Genomic DNA, 16,323 nt, shown 5'->3' with positions numbered 1-16,323 from the left:
GACGGACCGGGCCGCATGGACCACGATGCGAGACCTGGATGGCCACCGTGACCAACGGACAGACGAAGAGCCCTGCGAAGGGTGCCGGTGGGACCAACGCGGCACTGGCGGCCTCACTCAAGGACGCCGGATGCTCCTACGCCTCACTGGCCCACCGCGTCAACGAACTGGGCCGCCGCCAAGGCTCGGAGCCGCACTACGACAAAGCATCCGTCACCCGCTGGCTCCAGGGGCAGCAGCCCCGGGGCAACACTCCGGAACTGATCGCGGCCGTGCTTTCGGAGCGCCTTGGCCACTCGGTCTCCCCCGCGGACCTCGGCTTTCTCACCGAACAGCAGCGCCCGGTGGTGAGTCGGGCACTCGTCTATGGCGAGGATCTGGGGGAGACCTTGCACACTCTGGCAGAACTCGGCTCCACCGACATATCCCGGCGCACCCTGCTGGGCACGGTGCCCTTCGTCGCGGGCGCCCTGGCGAGCCCTCAGCGGGCCTGGCTGCTCTGGCTCGTGGAGCACATCGAGGAATCCGGGCCCGGGGGCACCGCCCACCTCGCGGCGGTCTCGTCGAGCGGTCCGGTCGAGCAGGTCCACGCGATGATCAGCATGTTCGACCAGATGGACAACAACTACGGCGGCGGCGGGGTGCGCACCAGCATCGTGCACTACCTCTCCACGGAGGTCGTCCCGATGCTCCAGCAGCGCGGGATGCCCTCGCACCACCAGCGCCAGCTCTTCGCGGCCGCGGCCCGGCTCGCGGCGATGGCCGGCTGGAGCTCCTACGACGCCGGCGAGTACGGCCTGGCGCAGCGCTACATGACGCAGGGTCTGCGGCTCTGCGCCGAGGGACGGGACCGTGTGCTGGGCGGCCAGATCCTGGCCGGGATGTCGCACCTGGCGACCAACCTCGGCCGACCGGACGAGGGAGTGGCGCTGGCCAGGGCCGGTGTCGCCACCGCCAAGCCGGGTGGCAGCCCGCTCGGCCTGATGCGGCTGTACGCCATGGCGGCCCGCGGGCACGCTGCGCAGGGCCACCGCCGCGAGGCGTGCGAGGCGCTGCGGGCGGCGGAGGACCAGTGGGAGGCCAGCCGGGGCCCCGAGCACGAGTCGCCGTGGGTGCGCTTCCTCGACCACCACTACCTTCAGGCCGAGGCGGCGCTGTGCTATCGGGATCTGGGCCTCGCGCCGGACGCGGAGCGGATGGCCATGGAGTCGGTGATCGCCAACGCCGACCGCCGCCGGCGCCAGGCCATCAGCCGGTCCGTGCTGGCCACGGCCCATCTCCAGCAGAACCGTCTCGACGAGGCGATAGGCACCGCCACGGAGGCGCTGGACACCTTGGGCTCGGTGCACAGCGAGCGTTCGATCCAGGCCCTGCGGGACTTCCGGCTGCGCCTGGAACCGCGCCGCAAGGAACCCGTCGTCGAGGAGTTCGAGCGCAGGTCGCGCGCGGTCCTCGGCATGGCGGCCTGAGCCCTGGCTGGGCTCTGGCCGCTCCAGTCGCCCTAGGCCCAATGCCGTTCGGTTAGCCGTATGGCGTGCTTGGCAATGGGTTGATCGCGATGTGGACGGTGGTTCTGTGGGTTCGGTGGTCGATGTCTCGGCCGACGGCGCGGTACTTGGAGTTGATCGCTCGTTTCTTCACGCGGGGCCGGGTTCGGTTGCGGCGGGCGGGCAGGAGGTCGTCGAGGATGGCGGTGCCGATCCGGCCGACGAGGTCGATCCGGGTGTGCGCGACGATGCCGGCGGCCCGGACGATCTGGTCTCGTGCTGCGTGGAGTGCGACGGTGAATGCTGCACGATCGGGGTCGATGTCGGGCCGGTGCAGGACGGCGTCGCTCATCGCGGTGCGTAATGCCTGGTAGGCGACCAGCAGTGCCCAGGTTTCCTGGGTGACGGCTGCTGGATGGCGACCACGGAGGACCCTGCCGCCGAGGATGGTCGACTTCAGCTCGCAGTAGCTGGTCTCGATCTCCCAGCGTTCGTGGTAGAGCCTGGCCAGGGCGGCCGCGGGTGCCTCGTCGGGGTCGAGGAGGCTGGTGACGAGCCGGTAGGCGCAGTGGGTGACGGTGCGTATGGCGGCGTGGTCCGCGGGGGTGACGGTGATCGTCGCGTCGATGACGCGGACGGTGACCTCGCCGATGCGGGAGAGGAACGTGCCGTCCGGCAGACGACGCAGGACCGGTAGCTTGAGTGCTGTGCTGTGGGTCTTGGCGCGTATGAGGAAGTCCGCGCCCGTGGAGGCGACCGTTTCCACGAAGGCGGTGGCCGAGAAGTTCCGGTCGCCCAGCAACAGCATCCCGGGCCGGAGTGTTCCGGTCGCGCCCGCGGTGGTGACCAGGCGGTCGGCGTAGGTCAGCTCCCCGGTCAGATCGGTGCCGAAGACGGCGTCTAGGAGGGTGCGGGTCCCGCAGGCCACCAGTGCGACCAGGCGCAGCATGGGGTAGCCGGCCGGCCCGTTCGGCCCGGCCTTCGCCTTCAGGAACACTGACAGGTTCGCGGGTGTGTCCGGCAGGGCGATCTGGGTGCCGTCGATTGCGACCACCAGCCTGCCCGCGAACCGTGCCGCCTGTGTCGCGGTCACTGCCGCGGGGCCTTTGACCAGGTCGAATAGGGCCTTCAACGGCTTGGGGCCCACCCGTCGCATCGCAGCCGTGATCGATGAAGGCGCCGGTGCGGGCAGCCGTAGGGGCAGCGAGGCCGTCAGCCGGGACCAGACCCGTGACCAGCCCAGGCCGGTGAACAACGCACCTGCGAGGAGGAGGTAGACCACCACCCGGGACGGCAGCCGCCGTATCCGAAGCTGCGGACCACCCGCGGACGCGAGTGCCTCGTCGACGAGGTCGAACGGAACAACCTGGGTCAACTCGCCCAGGTGCCCCACGGCCAGCACACCGGGAGCATGCGTAATGACAGAATCAGACACTGCAGCCCTTGTGGAGGAACACGAGTCTTGGCGGACCCGAGAACCACTACAAGGGCTGCACCCACACCACCAGCCGAAACGCCGAGACTTGCGCCACCGGTCGAACCCTTAACCGAACGGCATTGGCCCTAGGCCGTGTCCGGCGGATCTTCGTGGGCCCGCGACTCCCCCACTGCCTGAAGGGCGTGGGTGGGGATACCTCCCACGCCCGTTCAGGGCAGTGGGGGAGTGCCCCCAGCACCGCACCTCGCCGCGTTGTCGGAGTCATCCGAGTACGCCCCGTACGAGGACGATCCTCCGCCTTGCGATGCACGGCACCAGACGCCGCAGGCTGATCCACGAAGATCCGCCGGACACGACCTAGTAGCCGTCGGGCGTCGGCGCGTTCTGCGCGCGGTCGACGGGGACATGGGCCCCGGAGATGCCGCTGGACCAGTCGGACAGCAGGAAGGCCACCACCCGCGCCACCTCCTGGGGCGTGACCGGCCGGCCGGCCGGAAGCTGCGCCGACACGAAGGCGCCGAAGGCCTCCGGCTGCTCGGTGCGCATCCGGTCCCAGCGCCGGCCGGGGATCAGCATCGAGCCCGGGGACACGGTGTTCACGCGGATGCCATCGGGGCCGAGCTCGCGGGCCAGCGAGGCGGCCAGGTGGATCTGAGCCGCCTTCGCCGTCCCGTACTGGGCGCCCGGCGCCGGCTTCCAGCCGGAGATCGAGGCGATCACCACCACGGACCCGCCTCCGGACGCGCGCAGGTACGGCACGGCCGCGCGGATCAGGCGGACGGTGTGACCGACGTTCACCGCCCAGGTCGATGCCCAGTCGGCGGGGTCGGACCGCTCCAGGCCGCGGCCCCTCGCGCCGCCCGCGCAGGCCACGGCACCGTCCAACCCGTCAAATCGTTTCTGCGCAGCAGCCACGAAGCTCTCCAGCAGGTCGGGCTCGGTGACGTCCAGCGGCTGCGTGTACAACTGCCGCCGCTCCCCCGGGTCCAGCGACGCGGCGAGCGCCGACAGGTCCTCCGGCGTGCGGGCGCAGGTGGCCACCGAGGCGCCCTCGGCCACCAGGAGCCGTACGATCTGCTCACCGAGTCCCCGGCCGCCACCGGTGACCACCACCCGCTTCCCCCGGATGCCCAGCTCCGGGCCGAGCCCTCGCGGGCGCTCGGGGGCCCGGCCCTCGCTCAGATTCATCCCATCATCGAAACATACGGCGTAGATTCCGGCCGGTTCGCGACACCCCGCAGGACGCCGCCACTACGCCCCACCAACCGGACAACCCCCGCACCACCTGGCCCCCGTACCGTCCGAACCTGTTTGCTGCCCGTACAGCCCCTGCGGCTCTCCAGGTCCTGCCGTCCCACTCCCGTCCACCGCGCGAACGGCGAGGGTCCGGCGACAGGGACTGTCCCCCACTTGTGCTGCACGCAGAGAAGGACGATCCATGACGGCATCGGGAGCGCCTCGCCACAGGCCCTCTCCCCCACCGGCCGACCGCGGCCAGCGGTCGGCGCAGCGCACCCGGACCGGCCGGGACTGCGTGGTGAGGCGGCCTTGATTCCGCTGAGCAGGCCGCTGCTCTTCCAGACCGCCGTCCCCGCCCACCCCTCGCACGCCTCTGGGGTACGGCGCATGGTCACCGCGCACCTCAACCTCTGGCGGCTGTCCGAGCTCGTGGACAACGCCGTCCTGGCGACGGCGGAGCTGTTCGCCAACGCGGTGAGGCACGCGAGCAGCAATCCCCGGGACGTCGTCACCCTCACCCTGGAGTGCACCGACCGCGAGCTGCGGGTGACCGTCGCGGACTCCTCCCCGTTGCAGCCGCGGCTGCGGACGCCCGACGCGGCGGCCGAGTCCGGACGCGGGCTGTCCATCGTGGCCGCGCTCGTCGACGACTGGGGCACGGTGCCGCCCGACCCGGGCACTACCGGTAAGAAGGTGTGGTTCACGCTCTGCGTCGAGGGCCGGGGGTGAGCGACACGGCGGTGGCCGGCGGAGGGCGGAGGAAACTGGTCCCCGCCCTCGCGGCCGATCTCGCGGCCGAGCTGATCCGCAGGGCGGACGAGGACCGCCTGCTGACGTCCGAGGCGGGGGCCGCGCCCCGGACGGACCTCGGGCGGCGCCGCGTGGCCGCGTGCCGGCGCGAGAACGGCGAAGCGCTGAAGGCCATCGTCCGGCGGCACGGCTGGCCCACCGCGTGCACCCTCGGCGAGGAGGCGTCGACGGCGGGGCTGATGATCCTGCTGCACACCGCGGACCTCTCCTTCCAGCTCTCCTGCCGCGACCTGATTGCCGAGGCCGCGGCGGACGGCGCCTGCCCCGCAGTGCACCACGCCTTCATCGCCGACCACTGCGCGGTGGAGCTGGGCCAGCCGCAGTTCTACGGCACCCGTGTCGACCCCGCCACCCTGCGTCCGTACGAGATCCGCAGCCCGGGGACGCTCGACGAGCGCCGCCACGACGTGGGACTCGGACCCCTCGAAGAGCAAATGCGGGCGCTGCGGCGGCAGGGCTGACGCCCGGGCCCCGGTCCGCGGTCGCCCGTCATGCGGGCGAGGCCCCGGGGGCGTCGCCGAGGTCGTCGATCGGCAGCCGGGCACCGTGCTGCTGGGCGGACTCGTGCGCGACGATGCCCGGCAGGGTGTAGCGGGCGGCGACCCACGCGTTCACGGGCGGCAGGGTGCGGGTGCCCACGGCGGTCACGAAGTCGTCCGCGAGGAAGTGGTGGCTGCCCTCGTGGCCGCTGGGCAGCAGGTCGAACGCGCGCGGCAGCCGGCCGCGGTCGTGCACGGGCGCGGAACCCGAGGTGAAGGCGGCCCGCAGCGACGGGTCGATGTGCTCCAGCGACGGGTCGTCCGGCGGCAGCGTGGGCTTGGGCCGCAGCTGCTCGGTGATGTCGGTGACCCCCTTCTTGTCCTGCCAGAGGCTCACCGTCGCGAGCTGCTCCATGCTGGCCTCCGTGCCGAAGAACCGGAAGCGCGACTCCTTGATGTGCGAGGGGTATCCGACACGGCGGAACTCGTTGGTGCGGAAGGAGCCGCCGCCGGCCGTCTCGAAGAGGGCGGTGGCGTTCGAGAGGTCGTTGCCGAACTGGCTGACCTCCTTGTCGAAGACCCCGTCGCCGCGTTCGTCGCGCACCCCGATGGCGGAGACGCTCACCGCGTGGGTGTCCCAGGCGCCGAGTATCCCGCCGATGGAGTGGGTGGGGTACATCAGCGGCGGATAGCTGGCGGTCGCCTTCCAGTTGACCCCGCCGCTGTACTGGTAGGCGGCGTAGAACCCGAGGTCCATGTCGTGCACGTAGTCGCCCTCTGCGTAGAAGAGGCGGCCGAAGGCGCCCGAGGCGATCTGGTTGCGGGCGTGCACGGTCGCCGGGTTGTACTGGCTGGTCTCGCCCATCATGTAGGTCAGGCCCGTGCTGCGCACGGCGTCGACGATGGCGGTGATCTCGGCGCGGCTGACGCCCATCGGCACCGCCGAGTAGACGTGCTTGCCGGCCTCCAGGGCCGCCAGGACCAGCGGACCGTGGGTCCAGCGCTGGGTGAAGATCGCGACCGCGTCCAGCTGCCGCGCGGCCAGCATCGCCTCGTAGGTGTCGAAGGTCCCGGCCAGGCCCTTGTCCGCGACGAGCCGTTCGGCGCGCTCCGGCAGGAGATCGGTGACGTACACCTCGCCGACGCCCGGGTGGGCCTGGAAGAGCTGCGCGAAGTGCCCGCTGAACTGCCCGGCGCCGACGATGCCGAGGGAGAACGTCATGGGTGTCCTATCTCTTGATGTGGGTCTGAACTGGTCATTCGTAAGATCGGTGGGGCCCAGGGGCCCTGGGCATGGCTGTCATGGTGGAGCCGCTTGATGGCTTAAGGGACATGGCCGCCCGGGGCCCCACGACGACTCGACCGCCAAGTGGGAGACGCGACTCGATCGCTGCATAGGACAACGTCGGCGAGGTCGTCCCTTCACTGGGTCGAGCTCTGGGTCAGGTTGCTGGATGTCGGGCGCCGGGCCGGGGCGGGGCGCCCTCACGGGGCTGCGGGGCAGGGCCCCCTGAGGCGGTAGGGCCCCTGGGGCGTGGGCTCGGGCCCTGAGGGGTCCTTGCACTGTGCCCGCCCGGGTCGCGCGGCCTGGCTCCGCACCTCGCCGCGTTGCCGGAAAGCCCTGGTAGCTCCTCCCCCACTCTCGGCTTCGCTCGAGCGGGGGGGGGACCCCCATCGAGGACTCTCCGGCGCCTTGCGATGCACGGCACCAGACCACGCGACCTATCGGACGCTCATAGTGCAAGGACCCCTAAGGCACGGACAAGGGTGTGGGCGTGGGCCCCGGGGCGCGGGGCCGAGACATCGATGCCCGTCTTCCGGCAGGTGGAAACGGGCCTCTGAGGGCCCGGTGAGCGTGCCTCGCTCCGCCGCGCGGATCCCGGAGCGGGCCGCATCCGGTGCCGCGGAGGGCGCACGCCGGCCGGTGTCTCCGGGGCGGACCGGCGAGCACGCCGGCGGACGGAAGACGGCTGAATTTGTCTCGCGCATGTCAACAAAGCGGGTCCGCGGTCTTGCCCTGGCCACCGGTGCGTGCCTCAATGGGCAGCGCCTCACGCCACTGGCGGCGCAACGGCCCGCAACTCCCCCATGCTGCACACGAGTTGCCCGTTGCCGGGCGTCAGTGGCGGGATGTGCGACCCCCCACAACCCCCCACAGGAGAGCAGGAAAACCGTGAAACTCCGCTCGCTTGGAATCAGCACCGCACTGGCCGCCGGCGTGGCGGCCGCCGGCCTCACCTTCGCCCCCGTCGCGGGCGCCGTGGCCCCGGAGTCGGCCACCATCGGCTTCGACTGCGGCAGCTTCGGCTCGGGAACGGCGACCCTCACCGCCACCCAGGACGGCACCTCCGCCACCATCGACATCGCCACGGACGCCGTGAAGGCGCCGTTCGACGTCCCGGCGGGCTCCGCCTCGTCCACGCTCACCCTCACCAGGAACGGCTCCGACTCGGTCACGTTCACCGGCAAGTCCAACCCCGACATCCCGGCGGGCAGCGGTGTCGACTCCGGCCCCCTGACCGGCACCGTCGCCGCGGGCGACAGCCTGGAGGCGAAGACCCTGAAGGTCACCGTCATCGGCATCACGGCGACCTGCAACGCCACCACGGCCCAGGACCCGGGTCCGTTCGTGTTCTGATCCCCGCACGGCGTACCACGGAGGGCGGTGCCGCGTTCCGCGGCGCCGCCCTTCGCGCCCGCCGTCGCCGCGCGCGGCAGCACGGGTCCGACCACGCAGCCCTGGCGTGGCCCCATGGCTACCGCGGCTGCTCCGCCGCGCCCGGTACCCCGAGATAGCACCGCAGCGCCTGGCCGGCCGCACGGACGTGACGGCGGATATGGCGCTCCGCGGCGCGCGGGTCGCCCCTGCGGATCGCTTCGAGAACGGCCTCGTGCTCGTCGAGAGCGACCGGTAATCGGCCGGGCGCCCGCGCGGAGAGACGGTTGCCCAGGCGCACCTGGGCGATGAGGTTCTCCGCGATGGGGATGAGCCGCCGGCTGCTCGAACCTTCCCAGATGAGGCTGTGGAACGCGAGGTCCAGTTCCCCGTAGGCGTGCAGGTCGTCCGCCTCGATGGCCTCGCGCTGCTCGGCGAGCAGCCGGTGCAGCCGGGTGGCGATCCGGTCGTGGTCGGGCGAGGCCGCCGTCCGGCGCGCGGCGATCCCGTCGACGGCCTCCCGCAGCTCGTACAGCTCCAGCAGGTCATCGGTGCTGACTTCGGGGACGAAGTAGCCGCGGTGCGGGATGGCGATGAGGAAGCCCTCGCGTTCGAGCGCGGCGAGGGCGGCCTTGATGGGGGTGGGGCTCAGGCCGAGCCGTTCGGTCAGGGGCCGGACGGTGACGCGGGCGCCCGGGGCGAGGGAGCCGTCGAGGATGGCGGCCCGCAGATGGTCGTAGGCGGCGTTCAGCAGGGTGTGGCGCGGGACGGTCATGATCGCCGGTGCCCCCTTTTCCCATGTCGGTGTCGGTACCGAGGGCGCTGCCGCCCTGGAGTCGCACGGCGCGCCGGACGCGTCAGTGGAGCCTGCGCTCGTACCAGCGGGACAGCATCGTCAGCGGCAGGCAGATGACGAAGAAGACGGCGAGTACGGCACCGAGGATCGGTACCGCGTGGGAGGAGCCGCCGGAGAGGGTGAGCCGTTCGATGGACCGTTGTGCCGCTTCGAGGACGTCGAGCAGTCCGATGACGGCGGCCAGCGAGGTCTGCTGGGTGAGGTTGACGACGAGCCCGATCAGCGGGGGCAGTGCTCGCCGCGCGGCCTGGGGAAGGAGGACGTGCCGCATCCGTCCGGTCCAGGAGAAGCCGAGTGCCGCGGCGGCCTCGGCCTGCCCCCGGGGCACCGACTGGACGGCGCCGCGGACCACTTCGGCCATGTTGGCGCTGCCCCACAGGGACAGTCCGATGGCGGCGGCGGTGAAGGTGTCCACCCGTATGCCGATGATGGGCAGGACGAAGAAGATGAAGAACAGGATGATGATGATCGGCAGGCCCCGCCAGACCTCGACGTAGGCGCGGACCACCGCCCGGATTCCTCTGCCGGGCAGGGTGAGTACGGTGCCGAGCAGAGTTCCTGCGACGAGGCTGGCGGCGATGCTGACCAGGGCCAGCAGGGCGGTTTCTCGCAGGCCGCCGGCGAGGTAGCTCGCGACGGGGCCGACCCATGGGGCCATCAGTGTCCTCCCGGAATCGCGAAGCGGCGCTCGACGGCTCCGGCGCCGAGCGACATCAGCCAGACCAGTGCCAGGTAGACGGCGCCGATCGCGAGGAACATCTCGAACACCCGGAAGCTGACGGCGACGATGTCGACCGCGGTCTCGGTGAGTTCCGGGTAGCTGATCGCGACCATGAACGACGAGTTCTTGAAGACGGATATGAGGGTGTTGGTGACCGACGGCAGCGCGATGCGTGAGCCGAGGGGGAGGCTGGTGTGCCGGAAGGCGGCCAGGCGGGGGAAGCCGAGGGCTCGGCAGGCTTCGACGTAACCGCCTTCGACGGCCTCGAATCCGGCGCGGAAGTTCTCCGTGTTGTAGGCGCCGCCCCACAGGAGCAGCGACAGCCAGCCGACGGTGAAGCCGCCGAGCCGCAGCCCGGTCTCGGGCAGCGCGAAGTAGAGGAAGAAGATCTGCACCAGGAGCGGGGTGTTGCGGAACACCTCCACGTACACCGTGATCAGTTGCCGGGCGACCGGTACGCGCAGCGCGCTGACCGCGCCGAGCAGGGCGCCGACGAGCAGGGCGCCGGCCATGCCGATGGCGCTGATCGCCAGCGTGCGCAGCAGTCCGGCGCCGAGATCGCCGAGGTGGTGGGCGAGGAAGCCCACCTCGAAGTGGTAACCGGAGGCGTCGGTCATGCTCAGCACTGCAGGGTGGAGCCGGAGGGGTAGGTCAGGTTGCCGCCCGGGCGGGGCACGTACTTGGCGAACTGCTGCTGCACGGACTTGTCGGTCACCGTCTTCCGGAACTCCTTCCAGAAGAAATCGGCCTTCTGCATGTGGGCGAGGGCGCCGTTGACCCAGGCGAGCATCTTCGCGTCGCCCTTGCGGACGCCCATACCCCAGGGGCTGTCGGCCTTGGCGTCGCCGACGACCTTGAGGGAGGGGTTCTTCGCCGCGAGGTCGAGCAGCAGGGTGTCGTCCTGGGCGAACGCGACGCCGCGGTTCTGGTTCAGCGCGGTCAGTGCCTGGCTGGTCTCGGTGAACAGCGCCTGCTTGACGTCCTTCTCGCACTGGGTCAGCCAGAGGCTGGCGGTGGAGCCGCTGGTGGTGACGACGGACTTGCCGGCCAGCTGGTCGAAGGACGTGACCGGGGAGTTCTTCGGTACCAGCAGTTTCACGCCGCTGTCGAAGTAGGGGCTGGAGAAGTCGATCGTCCTGGCGCGTTCCGGCGTGTAGTTCATCGTCGCTTCGATCAGGTCGATGCGCTTGGAGGTCAGGTACGACACCCGGTTGGATCCGGTCACGCAGGTCAGGTCCAGCGCGTTGGGGTCGCCGAACGCGTAGGACGCCATCTGGTGGGCGATGTCGATTTCGAAGCCCGCGTTCTTCGACGACTCGTCGATGTAACCGAACGGCGGGTAGTCGCACTTGACGCCGACGGTCAGCTTGCCCTTGGCCAACACGTCGGCGGGCAGCGGCGCTCCCACGTTCACGGGGCTGCCGGTGGGGGCGGTGGAACCACCGGAACCGACGGACGAGGAGGAGCAGCCGGCGGCGAGGACCATGGCCATCGCCGCTCCGACGACGATGCCGAATTGCGATCTCACGACACAACTTCCTTCTGCCCGCTCGGGCGGGCTATCGGAGAACCTTGCGCAGGAACTGGCGGGTTCGTTCGTTCTGTGGACGGTCCAGCACATCGGCCGGGCGGCCCTGCTCGGCGATCACTCCACCGTCGACGAAGACGAGACGGTCGCCGAGCTCGCGGGCGAAGCCCATCTCGTGGGTGACGCAGAGCATGGTCATCCCGGAGCGGGCGAGGTCGCGCATCACGTCGAGGACCTCGCCGACCAGCTCCGGGTCGAGTGCCGAGGTCACCTCGTCGAAGAGCATGACGTGGGGGTCCATCATCAGCGCGCGGGCGATGGCGACCCGCTGCTGCTGCCCGCCGGACAGCTGTCTCGGGTACGCGTCGGCCCTGCCGGCCAGCCCCACGCGGTCCAGCAGCGCGGTGGCCCGCTCCCGCGCCTGGTCCTTCGGCATCCGCAGGAGCTTGCGGGGCGCCAGCGTGAGGTTGTCGACGGCGGACAGGTGCGGGAAGAGGTTGAACTGCTGGAAGACCATGCCGATGCGCCGGCGCACCGTGTTGAGGTCGACGCCGGGCCCGGTGAGGTCCTCGTTCTCCAGGAGCACCTGGCCCGAGGTCACCTGCTCCAGCAGGTTGACGCAGCGCAGCAGGGTGCTCTTGCCACCGCCGGACGGGCCGATGACGGCGACCACCTCACCGCGTGCCACGGTCAGGTCGACGCCCTTGAGCACCTCGACACTGCCGTACGACTTGTGTACCGAGCGCAGCTCGACCATCGCCGCCTGCGCCTCGGCGGGTGATCGGGCGAGCGGGCCACCGCTCCCCTCGTCGGGATACAACCGGTGCTTCCTCTCCGTGGGCCGGGAACGGTCGGTTCCGTCGGCGGGAACGGTCGGTTCGGAGGGCCGCGAACGGGTCGGTGGCGGGGGCCGGGCGGACCCGTCCCCCACCACGCGAGCTAGCGTCCGAGGCGCTGGAACCGGTCGGCGGTGAGCTTGGTCGACGGCCCGTAGTAGGCGGCGTTGAAGAGCATCCGCTGCTCGGAGCGGTTCCAGGTGCGGAACCCGATCTCGTTGCCGAAGGTGACGACGTATCCCTTGCCGATCGTCCAGGACAGCCCGTTGACGGCCCCGTTGAGGTGCTCGCCGCCGATCAGCCAGCCGCTCTTCAGCTGGTCTCCGCTGTCCGGGTACCTCGCCACCACGTCCACCGGGTAGGTGCTCGTGCTGGTGATCTTGTACGCGTCGTCCGCCACGAACCACACGGGGTTGTCCGCCGGCACCCCCCATGCCGCCGGGTTGCCCGTGTCGAACTCCTGGCTCAGCAGCGATCCCGGGCAGTAGAAGTCCGAGGAGGAGCCGCCGGGCAGCGCGGAGGTGAGGGGGAGGTCGAACAGCGACCGGGCCGTGGCGGTCCCGCTGCCGTAGGCGACGAGCGTCCCGCCGCCGGTCACGAAGTCGTGCAGCCGGTTCCAGCCGGTCGTGCCGATGCCGAACGCCCAGGCCCAGTCGGGCGGGTAGTCCTTCGGGTCCAGGCCCTCGACGATGGAGTCCTTGCTGACCCCCTCCGGCATGATGATGGCGTCGTACGTGCCGGCGAGGTCGGCGTAGTCGCTCGCCTCCACGACGGAGTACTCCACCCCGTACTGCTCGAACGTCCACATCAGCCAGCCGGACGGCATGTTGTCCGGGGGCTTGAGCAGGCCGATCCTCGTTCCGGGCTTGAGCTGGACGCCGGCCACCGCCGGCACCGTACTCAGGGCGGACACCGGTATGCCGGTGTTCTTCGACTGGGTCTCAAGGAGCTGCCGGGCCCCCGGGGACGGCGGGACGAGGAACGTGCCGGCGGGGAAGGTGCGACCGCCGTCGGTGAACGGGGCGGCGGCGCGGAACGTGGGGATCTTCTGCTTCTGGAGCGCGGCGACGATCCGGAACACCCCGTAGGACTCCGGTCCGATCGCGTACGCCCCGGTGCTCGGCGGTGCGGACGGCGTGGCGACCGCCGGGGGCTTGACGGAGCTCAGCAGCCTCGTGTCGGCCGGGAACGACGATTCGATGAGGTCGGCCTCGAAGCCGAGCAGCATCGGCAGGGTCTGCGCGGTGGTGTCGTACGGCCGCTGCGGCGGGCCACCGGGGTACTGCAGCAGCTGCGGGTACTCCTGCACCTCCAGCAGCGTCTTGGCGAAGGCCGCGTAGGGTTGTTGCAGGTAGATCACGTACGACCCGGCCGGGTACTTCTTGCCGCCCGCGGTGAACGCGGCCTGTGCCTGGCGGATCTCCACGGCGCCGAGCCGGAAGATCTCGAGGGCGTCGTGGACGGCCTGCGGGTCGCGCTGCCCCGCGGGGATGACATAGGCGTACGGGCTGGTCCGGGTGACCGCCTTGGCAGCGACGCGGTAGGAGTTGTAGAGCCAGTTGTAGGTGTCGTAGGCGACCGCCTCCAGGCCCGAGTAGAAGGCCTGGGAGACCCAGTCGACGATGTTGCGCAGCTTCCAGGTGTCGGAGTCGTACGGCTCGATGAAGTTGATGTCGGTGGTCTGCTGGCCGAGCGGGCCCTTGCCCACCTGGGGGTAGGCGAGGTTGGCGGCTGCCGCCGCCTCGGTCAGGATGCGCACCGCGCCGTGGTAGACGCAGTACTGCCGGGACGGGGACCAGTAGTCGTACTCCGAGCCCCAGCCGTTGCCCTTCATGCCGGCGACCGTCATGCCCCGCTGCATCGCCAGGCCCACCGTGTCGGTCTGCTGCACCAGGATGGGGTCGATGTTGGGGTCGTACGGCGACAGGTACGGCGGCGTGAACAGCCGGGGAGCGCTGGCCCCGGCGCCGTGGGAGTCCTGGAAGACCTGGGGCCGGTACTTGTTGAGGATCGAGACGTTGTACCTGCTCTCGATCTGGGTGAGCATGATCCAGTCACGGTTGTCGTCGTGGCCGGTGTACTTGTTGTACAGGTCCGGGTAGACGCGCGAGTAGTCGGTGCCCGCCGTCGCGGCGAAGTAGTCGTTGACGAGGACGAGGCCGTCCGGGTTCTGGCACGGCTGGAGCAGGATGACCAGGTTGTCCAGGATCTTCTCGATGTAGTCGGACCGCTCCGTGGCCAGCCGGTGGGCCCATTCGATGGCGGCCTGGGAGTTGCCGACCTCGGTCGAGTGGATGCCCGCCTGCACGTAGTAGAAGGGCTTGCCCTCGGTGGCCAGCTTCTTCGCGTCGGCCTCGGACAGCCCGCGGGGGTCGGCCAGCCTGGCGTTGGTGGCGACCAGCCTGTCGAGATCGGCCAGGTTCTTCGGCGAGCTGATGGTCAGCAGGACGTACGGGTTTCCCCGGGTGGTCTTGCCGATCTCCTGGTACCTCACCCGGTCGCTGCGGGCACCGATCAGCTCGAAGTACGGGACCATCTTGTGCCATTGGGCCAGGAAGCCATCGGTTCCGATCCTCGTTCCGAAGTACTCCTCCGGGGTCGGGATGGGCCCCTTCCCCTGCGCTCCGGCGGACGGCCGGCCTTGGCCGGCCTCGGGTGGGAGTGTCGCGGGCGCCGCCGATGCGGCGCTCGGTTGGATCACCGTCGTCGCCGCGGCCACGGCGCCGGCCGCCGCACCGGTTCGAAGAAGTGTTCGACGAGAAAGTCTTGAGCCTTCGCTGCTGGTCATCTACCGACATCGCCTTTCACGGTCCGGACCGGGCCGTTGTCCATCGCGGAGTCGAGGGTGGGCCGGCTCCGCTGCTCCAGAGGTGGCGAACAACGCCGCACGTGGCGCAGCACCGCGCCACGACGGTTGAAGCGATGCCCGGGTGCCGCGCACTGCTGTCGGCGGGCCCTCGTGATCCGCGGACCCGGCGGCCCCTGGCGGTGAATTCCTTGCGCGCCAACGCAATGTGCCAGCCGGCGGAGAGCGAAGGCAACGGTTCGACTTTGGATTTAATATTAAATACGCGCGGGGAAACATTCGACCGAGGCGTTGGCGTCACGGTGCGCGCGGGGCGGGCAACCGGCGTTCGTGGAGGGCCCGCTGAGGCACTGTCAGGCTTCTGCTGGGCCGGAAAGGGGCGGCACCGCTTCCGCGGCACCGCCCCTCGTGCGATCGGGCTCGTGCGATCGGCTTGTGCGGTACTGCGCCTACCCGCCCAGTCCCCAGAACTGCGCCGTGTAGTAGCTGGAGCAGATCTTGTCCAGGTAGTAGGCGCCGGTCGTGCCGCACTGGTCGGCGCCCTGGCCGGGATCGACGGCGAGGCCGTGGGTCATGCCCGAGATGGTGTACGTCTCCACGACCGACTGCCCGCCCGCGTCCTTGTAGACCGCCTTGGTGGTGCCGCCCGGCAGGGTCGACGTGGCGGACGGGGTGTTGCTGATGCCCCAGACGTTGGTCCACTGGTCGCGGGACTCGGTGGCGTTCGCGGCCACCACGGTGGTGTCGCTGGTGCCGTGCCAGATCGCCACCCGCGGCCAGGGCCCGTGCCAGCCGCCCGAGGCGTTCCGGACCAGGTTGCCCCAGGCGGCGGGCGTCTTGTTCACCGCGGTGTACTGGCAGGTGGAGGCGTTGATGAGGCTGGTGGCACAGCCGGCCGGGACACCCGAGTCGATGGCGCCGCCGGCGAAGACGTCCGGGTAGGCGGCCAGCATCGCCGCGGTCATGGCGCCGCCCGCGGACAGCCCGGTGACGTAGACCCGGCTGGGATCGCTGCCGTAGTGCGCGACGGCGTAGTCGACCATCTGCCGGATGGACAGCGCCTCGCCCTGGCCGCGGGTGTAGTCGCCCGGCTGGAACCAGTTGAAGCACGAGGTGATGTTGTTGACGGAGGTGGTCTGCGGGAAGACCACGGCGAAGCGGTCGGCGTCGGCGAACTTCGGCCAGCCGGAGTGGCTGTAGTAGTCGTTCGCGCTCTGCGTGCAGCCGTGCAGGGCGAGGACCAGGGGCGCGCCGGACGGCAGCCCGTCCGGGAGGTAGGCGTACATACCGAGGTTGCCGGGGTTCGAGCCGAAGCCCGTCACCTGGGTGAGGCCGGCCGCCGACGCGCTCTGCGGGGCGCCGAGCACTCCGATGAGCAGCGCCACCAACGCCGCCCAGAGGAACCGGGGTCGGAATCTGCGGGTTCGGTCACTGACTGTCATGCGGCCCTCCCGTGCACGAAGGAAT

13 protein-coding genes and 1 pseudogene are annotated in these 16,323 nt (G+C 70.5%); 4 read left to right on the top strand and 10 right to left on the bottom strand.

Annotated elements, in window-relative coordinates:
* The first annotated feature begins 38 nt into the window (after window positions 1-38).
* Complete coding sequence (locus Sm713_RS23630) at window positions 39-1,469, top strand: hypothetical protein (protein WP_212911545.1); 1,431 nt, start codon at window positions 39-41, stop codon at window positions 1,467-1,469.
* Between the two features lie 52 nt (window positions 1,470-1,521).
* Here the strand turns inward: Sm713_RS23630 and Sm713_RS23625 are convergent, their stop codons facing one another.
* Window positions 1,522-2,922: an IS4 family transposase gene (locus Sm713_RS23625; protein ID WP_249416017.1), complete on the bottom strand. Its 1,401-nt coding sequence runs from the start codon at window positions 2,920-2,922 to the stop codon at window positions 1,522-1,524.
* Between the two features lie 360 nt (window positions 2,923-3,282).
* Window positions 3,283-4,113, bottom strand: a complete 831-nt coding sequence (locus Sm713_RS23620; RefSeq protein WP_212911544.1) for an SDR family NAD(P)-dependent oxidoreductase — start codon at window positions 4,111-4,113, stop codon at window positions 3,283-3,285.
* Window positions 4,114-4,473: 360 nt separating this feature from the next.
* Between Sm713_RS23620 and Sm713_RS23615 the strand changes: the two genes are divergently transcribed.
* Both Sm713_RS23615 and Sm713_RS23610 read left to right on the top strand, forming a co-directional pair.
* Window positions 4,474-4,893: an ATP-binding protein gene (locus Sm713_RS23615; RefSeq protein WP_212911543.1), complete on the top strand. Its 420-nt coding sequence runs from the start codon at window positions 4,474-4,476 to the stop codon at window positions 4,891-4,893.
* Window positions 4,894-4,928: 35 nt separating this feature from the next.
* Window positions 4,929-5,435, top strand: coding sequence for a DUF6624 domain-containing protein (locus Sm713_RS23610; RefSeq protein ID WP_212912221.1), 507 nt, complete (start codon window positions 4,929-4,931; stop codon window positions 5,433-5,435).
* 28 nt (window positions 5,436-5,463) lie between these two features.
* Here Sm713_RS23610 and Sm713_RS23605 read toward each other — a convergent pair whose 3' ends face one another.
* Window positions 5,464-6,675 carry a Gfo/Idh/MocA family protein gene (locus Sm713_RS23605; RefSeq protein WP_212911542.1) on the bottom strand — a complete coding sequence of 404 codons (1,212 nt, stop codon included), beginning with the start codon at window positions 6,673-6,675 and terminating at the stop codon, window positions 5,464-5,466.
* 951 nt (window positions 6,676-7,626) lie between these two features.
* Here Sm713_RS23605 and Sm713_RS23600 point away from each other — a divergent pair.
* Window positions 7,627-8,091: a hypothetical protein gene (locus Sm713_RS23600; RefSeq protein WP_212911541.1), complete on the top strand. Its 465-nt coding sequence runs from the start codon at window positions 7,627-7,629 to the stop codon at window positions 8,089-8,091.
* A 118-nt stretch (window positions 8,092-8,209) separates the two neighbouring features.
* Here Sm713_RS23600 and Sm713_RS23595 read toward each other — a convergent pair whose 3' ends face one another.
* From Sm713_RS23595 to Sm713_RS23565, 7 genes and pseudogenes are all read right to left on the bottom strand, one after another.
* On the bottom strand, window positions 8,210-8,884 hold the full coding sequence (locus Sm713_RS23595) for a GntR family transcriptional regulator (RefSeq protein ID WP_212911540.1): 675 nt from the start codon (window positions 8,882-8,884) through the stop codon (window positions 8,210-8,212).
* A gap of 82 nt (window positions 8,885-8,966) precedes the next feature.
* A complete protein-coding gene (locus tag Sm713_RS23590) occupies window positions 8,967-9,623 on the bottom strand; it encodes an amino acid ABC transporter permease (RefSeq protein WP_212911539.1) in 657 nt (218 codons plus the stop codon).
* Complete coding sequence (locus tag Sm713_RS23585; protein ID WP_212911538.1) at window positions 9,623-10,303, bottom strand: amino acid ABC transporter permease; 681 nt, start codon at window positions 10,301-10,303, stop codon at window positions 9,623-9,625. Before Sm713_RS23585 ends, Sm713_RS23590 begins: the two co-directional genes overlap by 1 nt.
* A gap of 2 nt (window positions 10,304-10,305) precedes the next feature.
* Window positions 10,306-11,214 (bottom strand): transporter substrate-binding domain-containing protein, encoded by a 909-nt coding sequence (locus Sm713_RS23580; protein WP_212911537.1) that lies wholly within the window; start codon window positions 11,212-11,214, stop codon window positions 10,306-10,308.
* Between the two features lie 31 nt (window positions 11,215-11,245).
* The gene (locus tag Sm713_RS23575; RefSeq protein WP_212912220.1) at window positions 11,246-11,971 is read right to left on the bottom strand and encodes an amino acid ABC transporter ATP-binding protein; all 726 of its coding nucleotides are present in this window, start codon (window positions 11,969-11,971) and stop codon (window positions 11,246-11,248) included.
* A 182-nt stretch (window positions 11,972-12,153) separates the two neighbouring features.
* Window positions 12,154-14,586: a M14 family zinc carboxypeptidase gene (locus Sm713_RS23570; protein WP_212911536.1), complete on the bottom strand. Its 2,433-nt coding sequence runs from the start codon at window positions 14,584-14,586 to the stop codon at window positions 12,154-12,156.
* A 722-nt stretch (window positions 14,587-15,308) separates the two neighbouring features.
* Window positions 15,309-16,298, bottom strand: a pseudogene (locus tag Sm713_RS23565) (PHB depolymerase family esterase); the annotation flags it as partial.
* Between the last annotated feature and the right edge of the window lie 25 nt (window positions 16,299-16,323).

The sequence above is a fragment of the Streptomyces sp. TS71-3 genome (assembly GCF_018327685.1).
In the GTDB taxonomy this organism is placed as follows: Bacteria; Actinomycetota; Actinomycetes; order Streptomycetales; family Streptomycetaceae; genus Streptomyces.
The sequence above is the reverse complement of the archived record's forward strand: the minus strand, read 5'-3'. Positions and strand labels throughout refer to the sequence as shown.

Excerpts from the sequence above, each read along its gene's own strand:
- Sm713_RS23630 (WP_212911545.1), top strand. The coding sequence starts at position 39 with ATGGCCACCGTGACCAACGGACAGACGAAGAGCCCTGCGAAGGGTGCC.
- Sm713_RS23620 (WP_212911544.1), bottom strand. The coding sequence starts at position 4,113 with ATGAATCTGAGCGAGGGCCGGGCCCCCGAGCGCCCGCGAGGGCTCGGC.
- Sm713_RS23605 (WP_212911542.1), bottom strand. The coding sequence starts at position 6,675 with ATGACGTTCTCCCTCGGCATCGTCGGCGCCGGGCAGTTCAGCGGGCAC.
- Sm713_RS23595 (WP_212911540.1), bottom strand. The coding sequence starts at position 8,884 with ATGACCGTCCCGCGCCACACCCTGCTGAACGCCGCCTACGACCATCTG.
- Sm713_RS23590 (WP_212911539.1), bottom strand. The coding sequence starts at position 9,623 with ATGGCCCCATGGGTCGGCCCCGTCGCGAGCTACCTCGCCGGCGGCCTG.
- Sm713_RS23585 (WP_212911538.1), bottom strand. The coding sequence starts at position 10,303 with ATGACCGACGCCTCCGGTTACCACTTCGAGGTGGGCTTCCTCGCCCAC.
- Sm713_RS23575 (WP_212912220.1), bottom strand. The coding sequence starts at position 11,971 with ATGGTCGAGCTGCGCTCGGTACACAAGTCGTACGGCAGTGTCGAGGTG.
- Sm713_RS23570 (WP_212911536.1), bottom strand. The coding sequence starts at position 14,586 with ATGGTCCCGTACTTCGAGCTGATCGGTGCCCGCAGCGACCGGGTGAGG.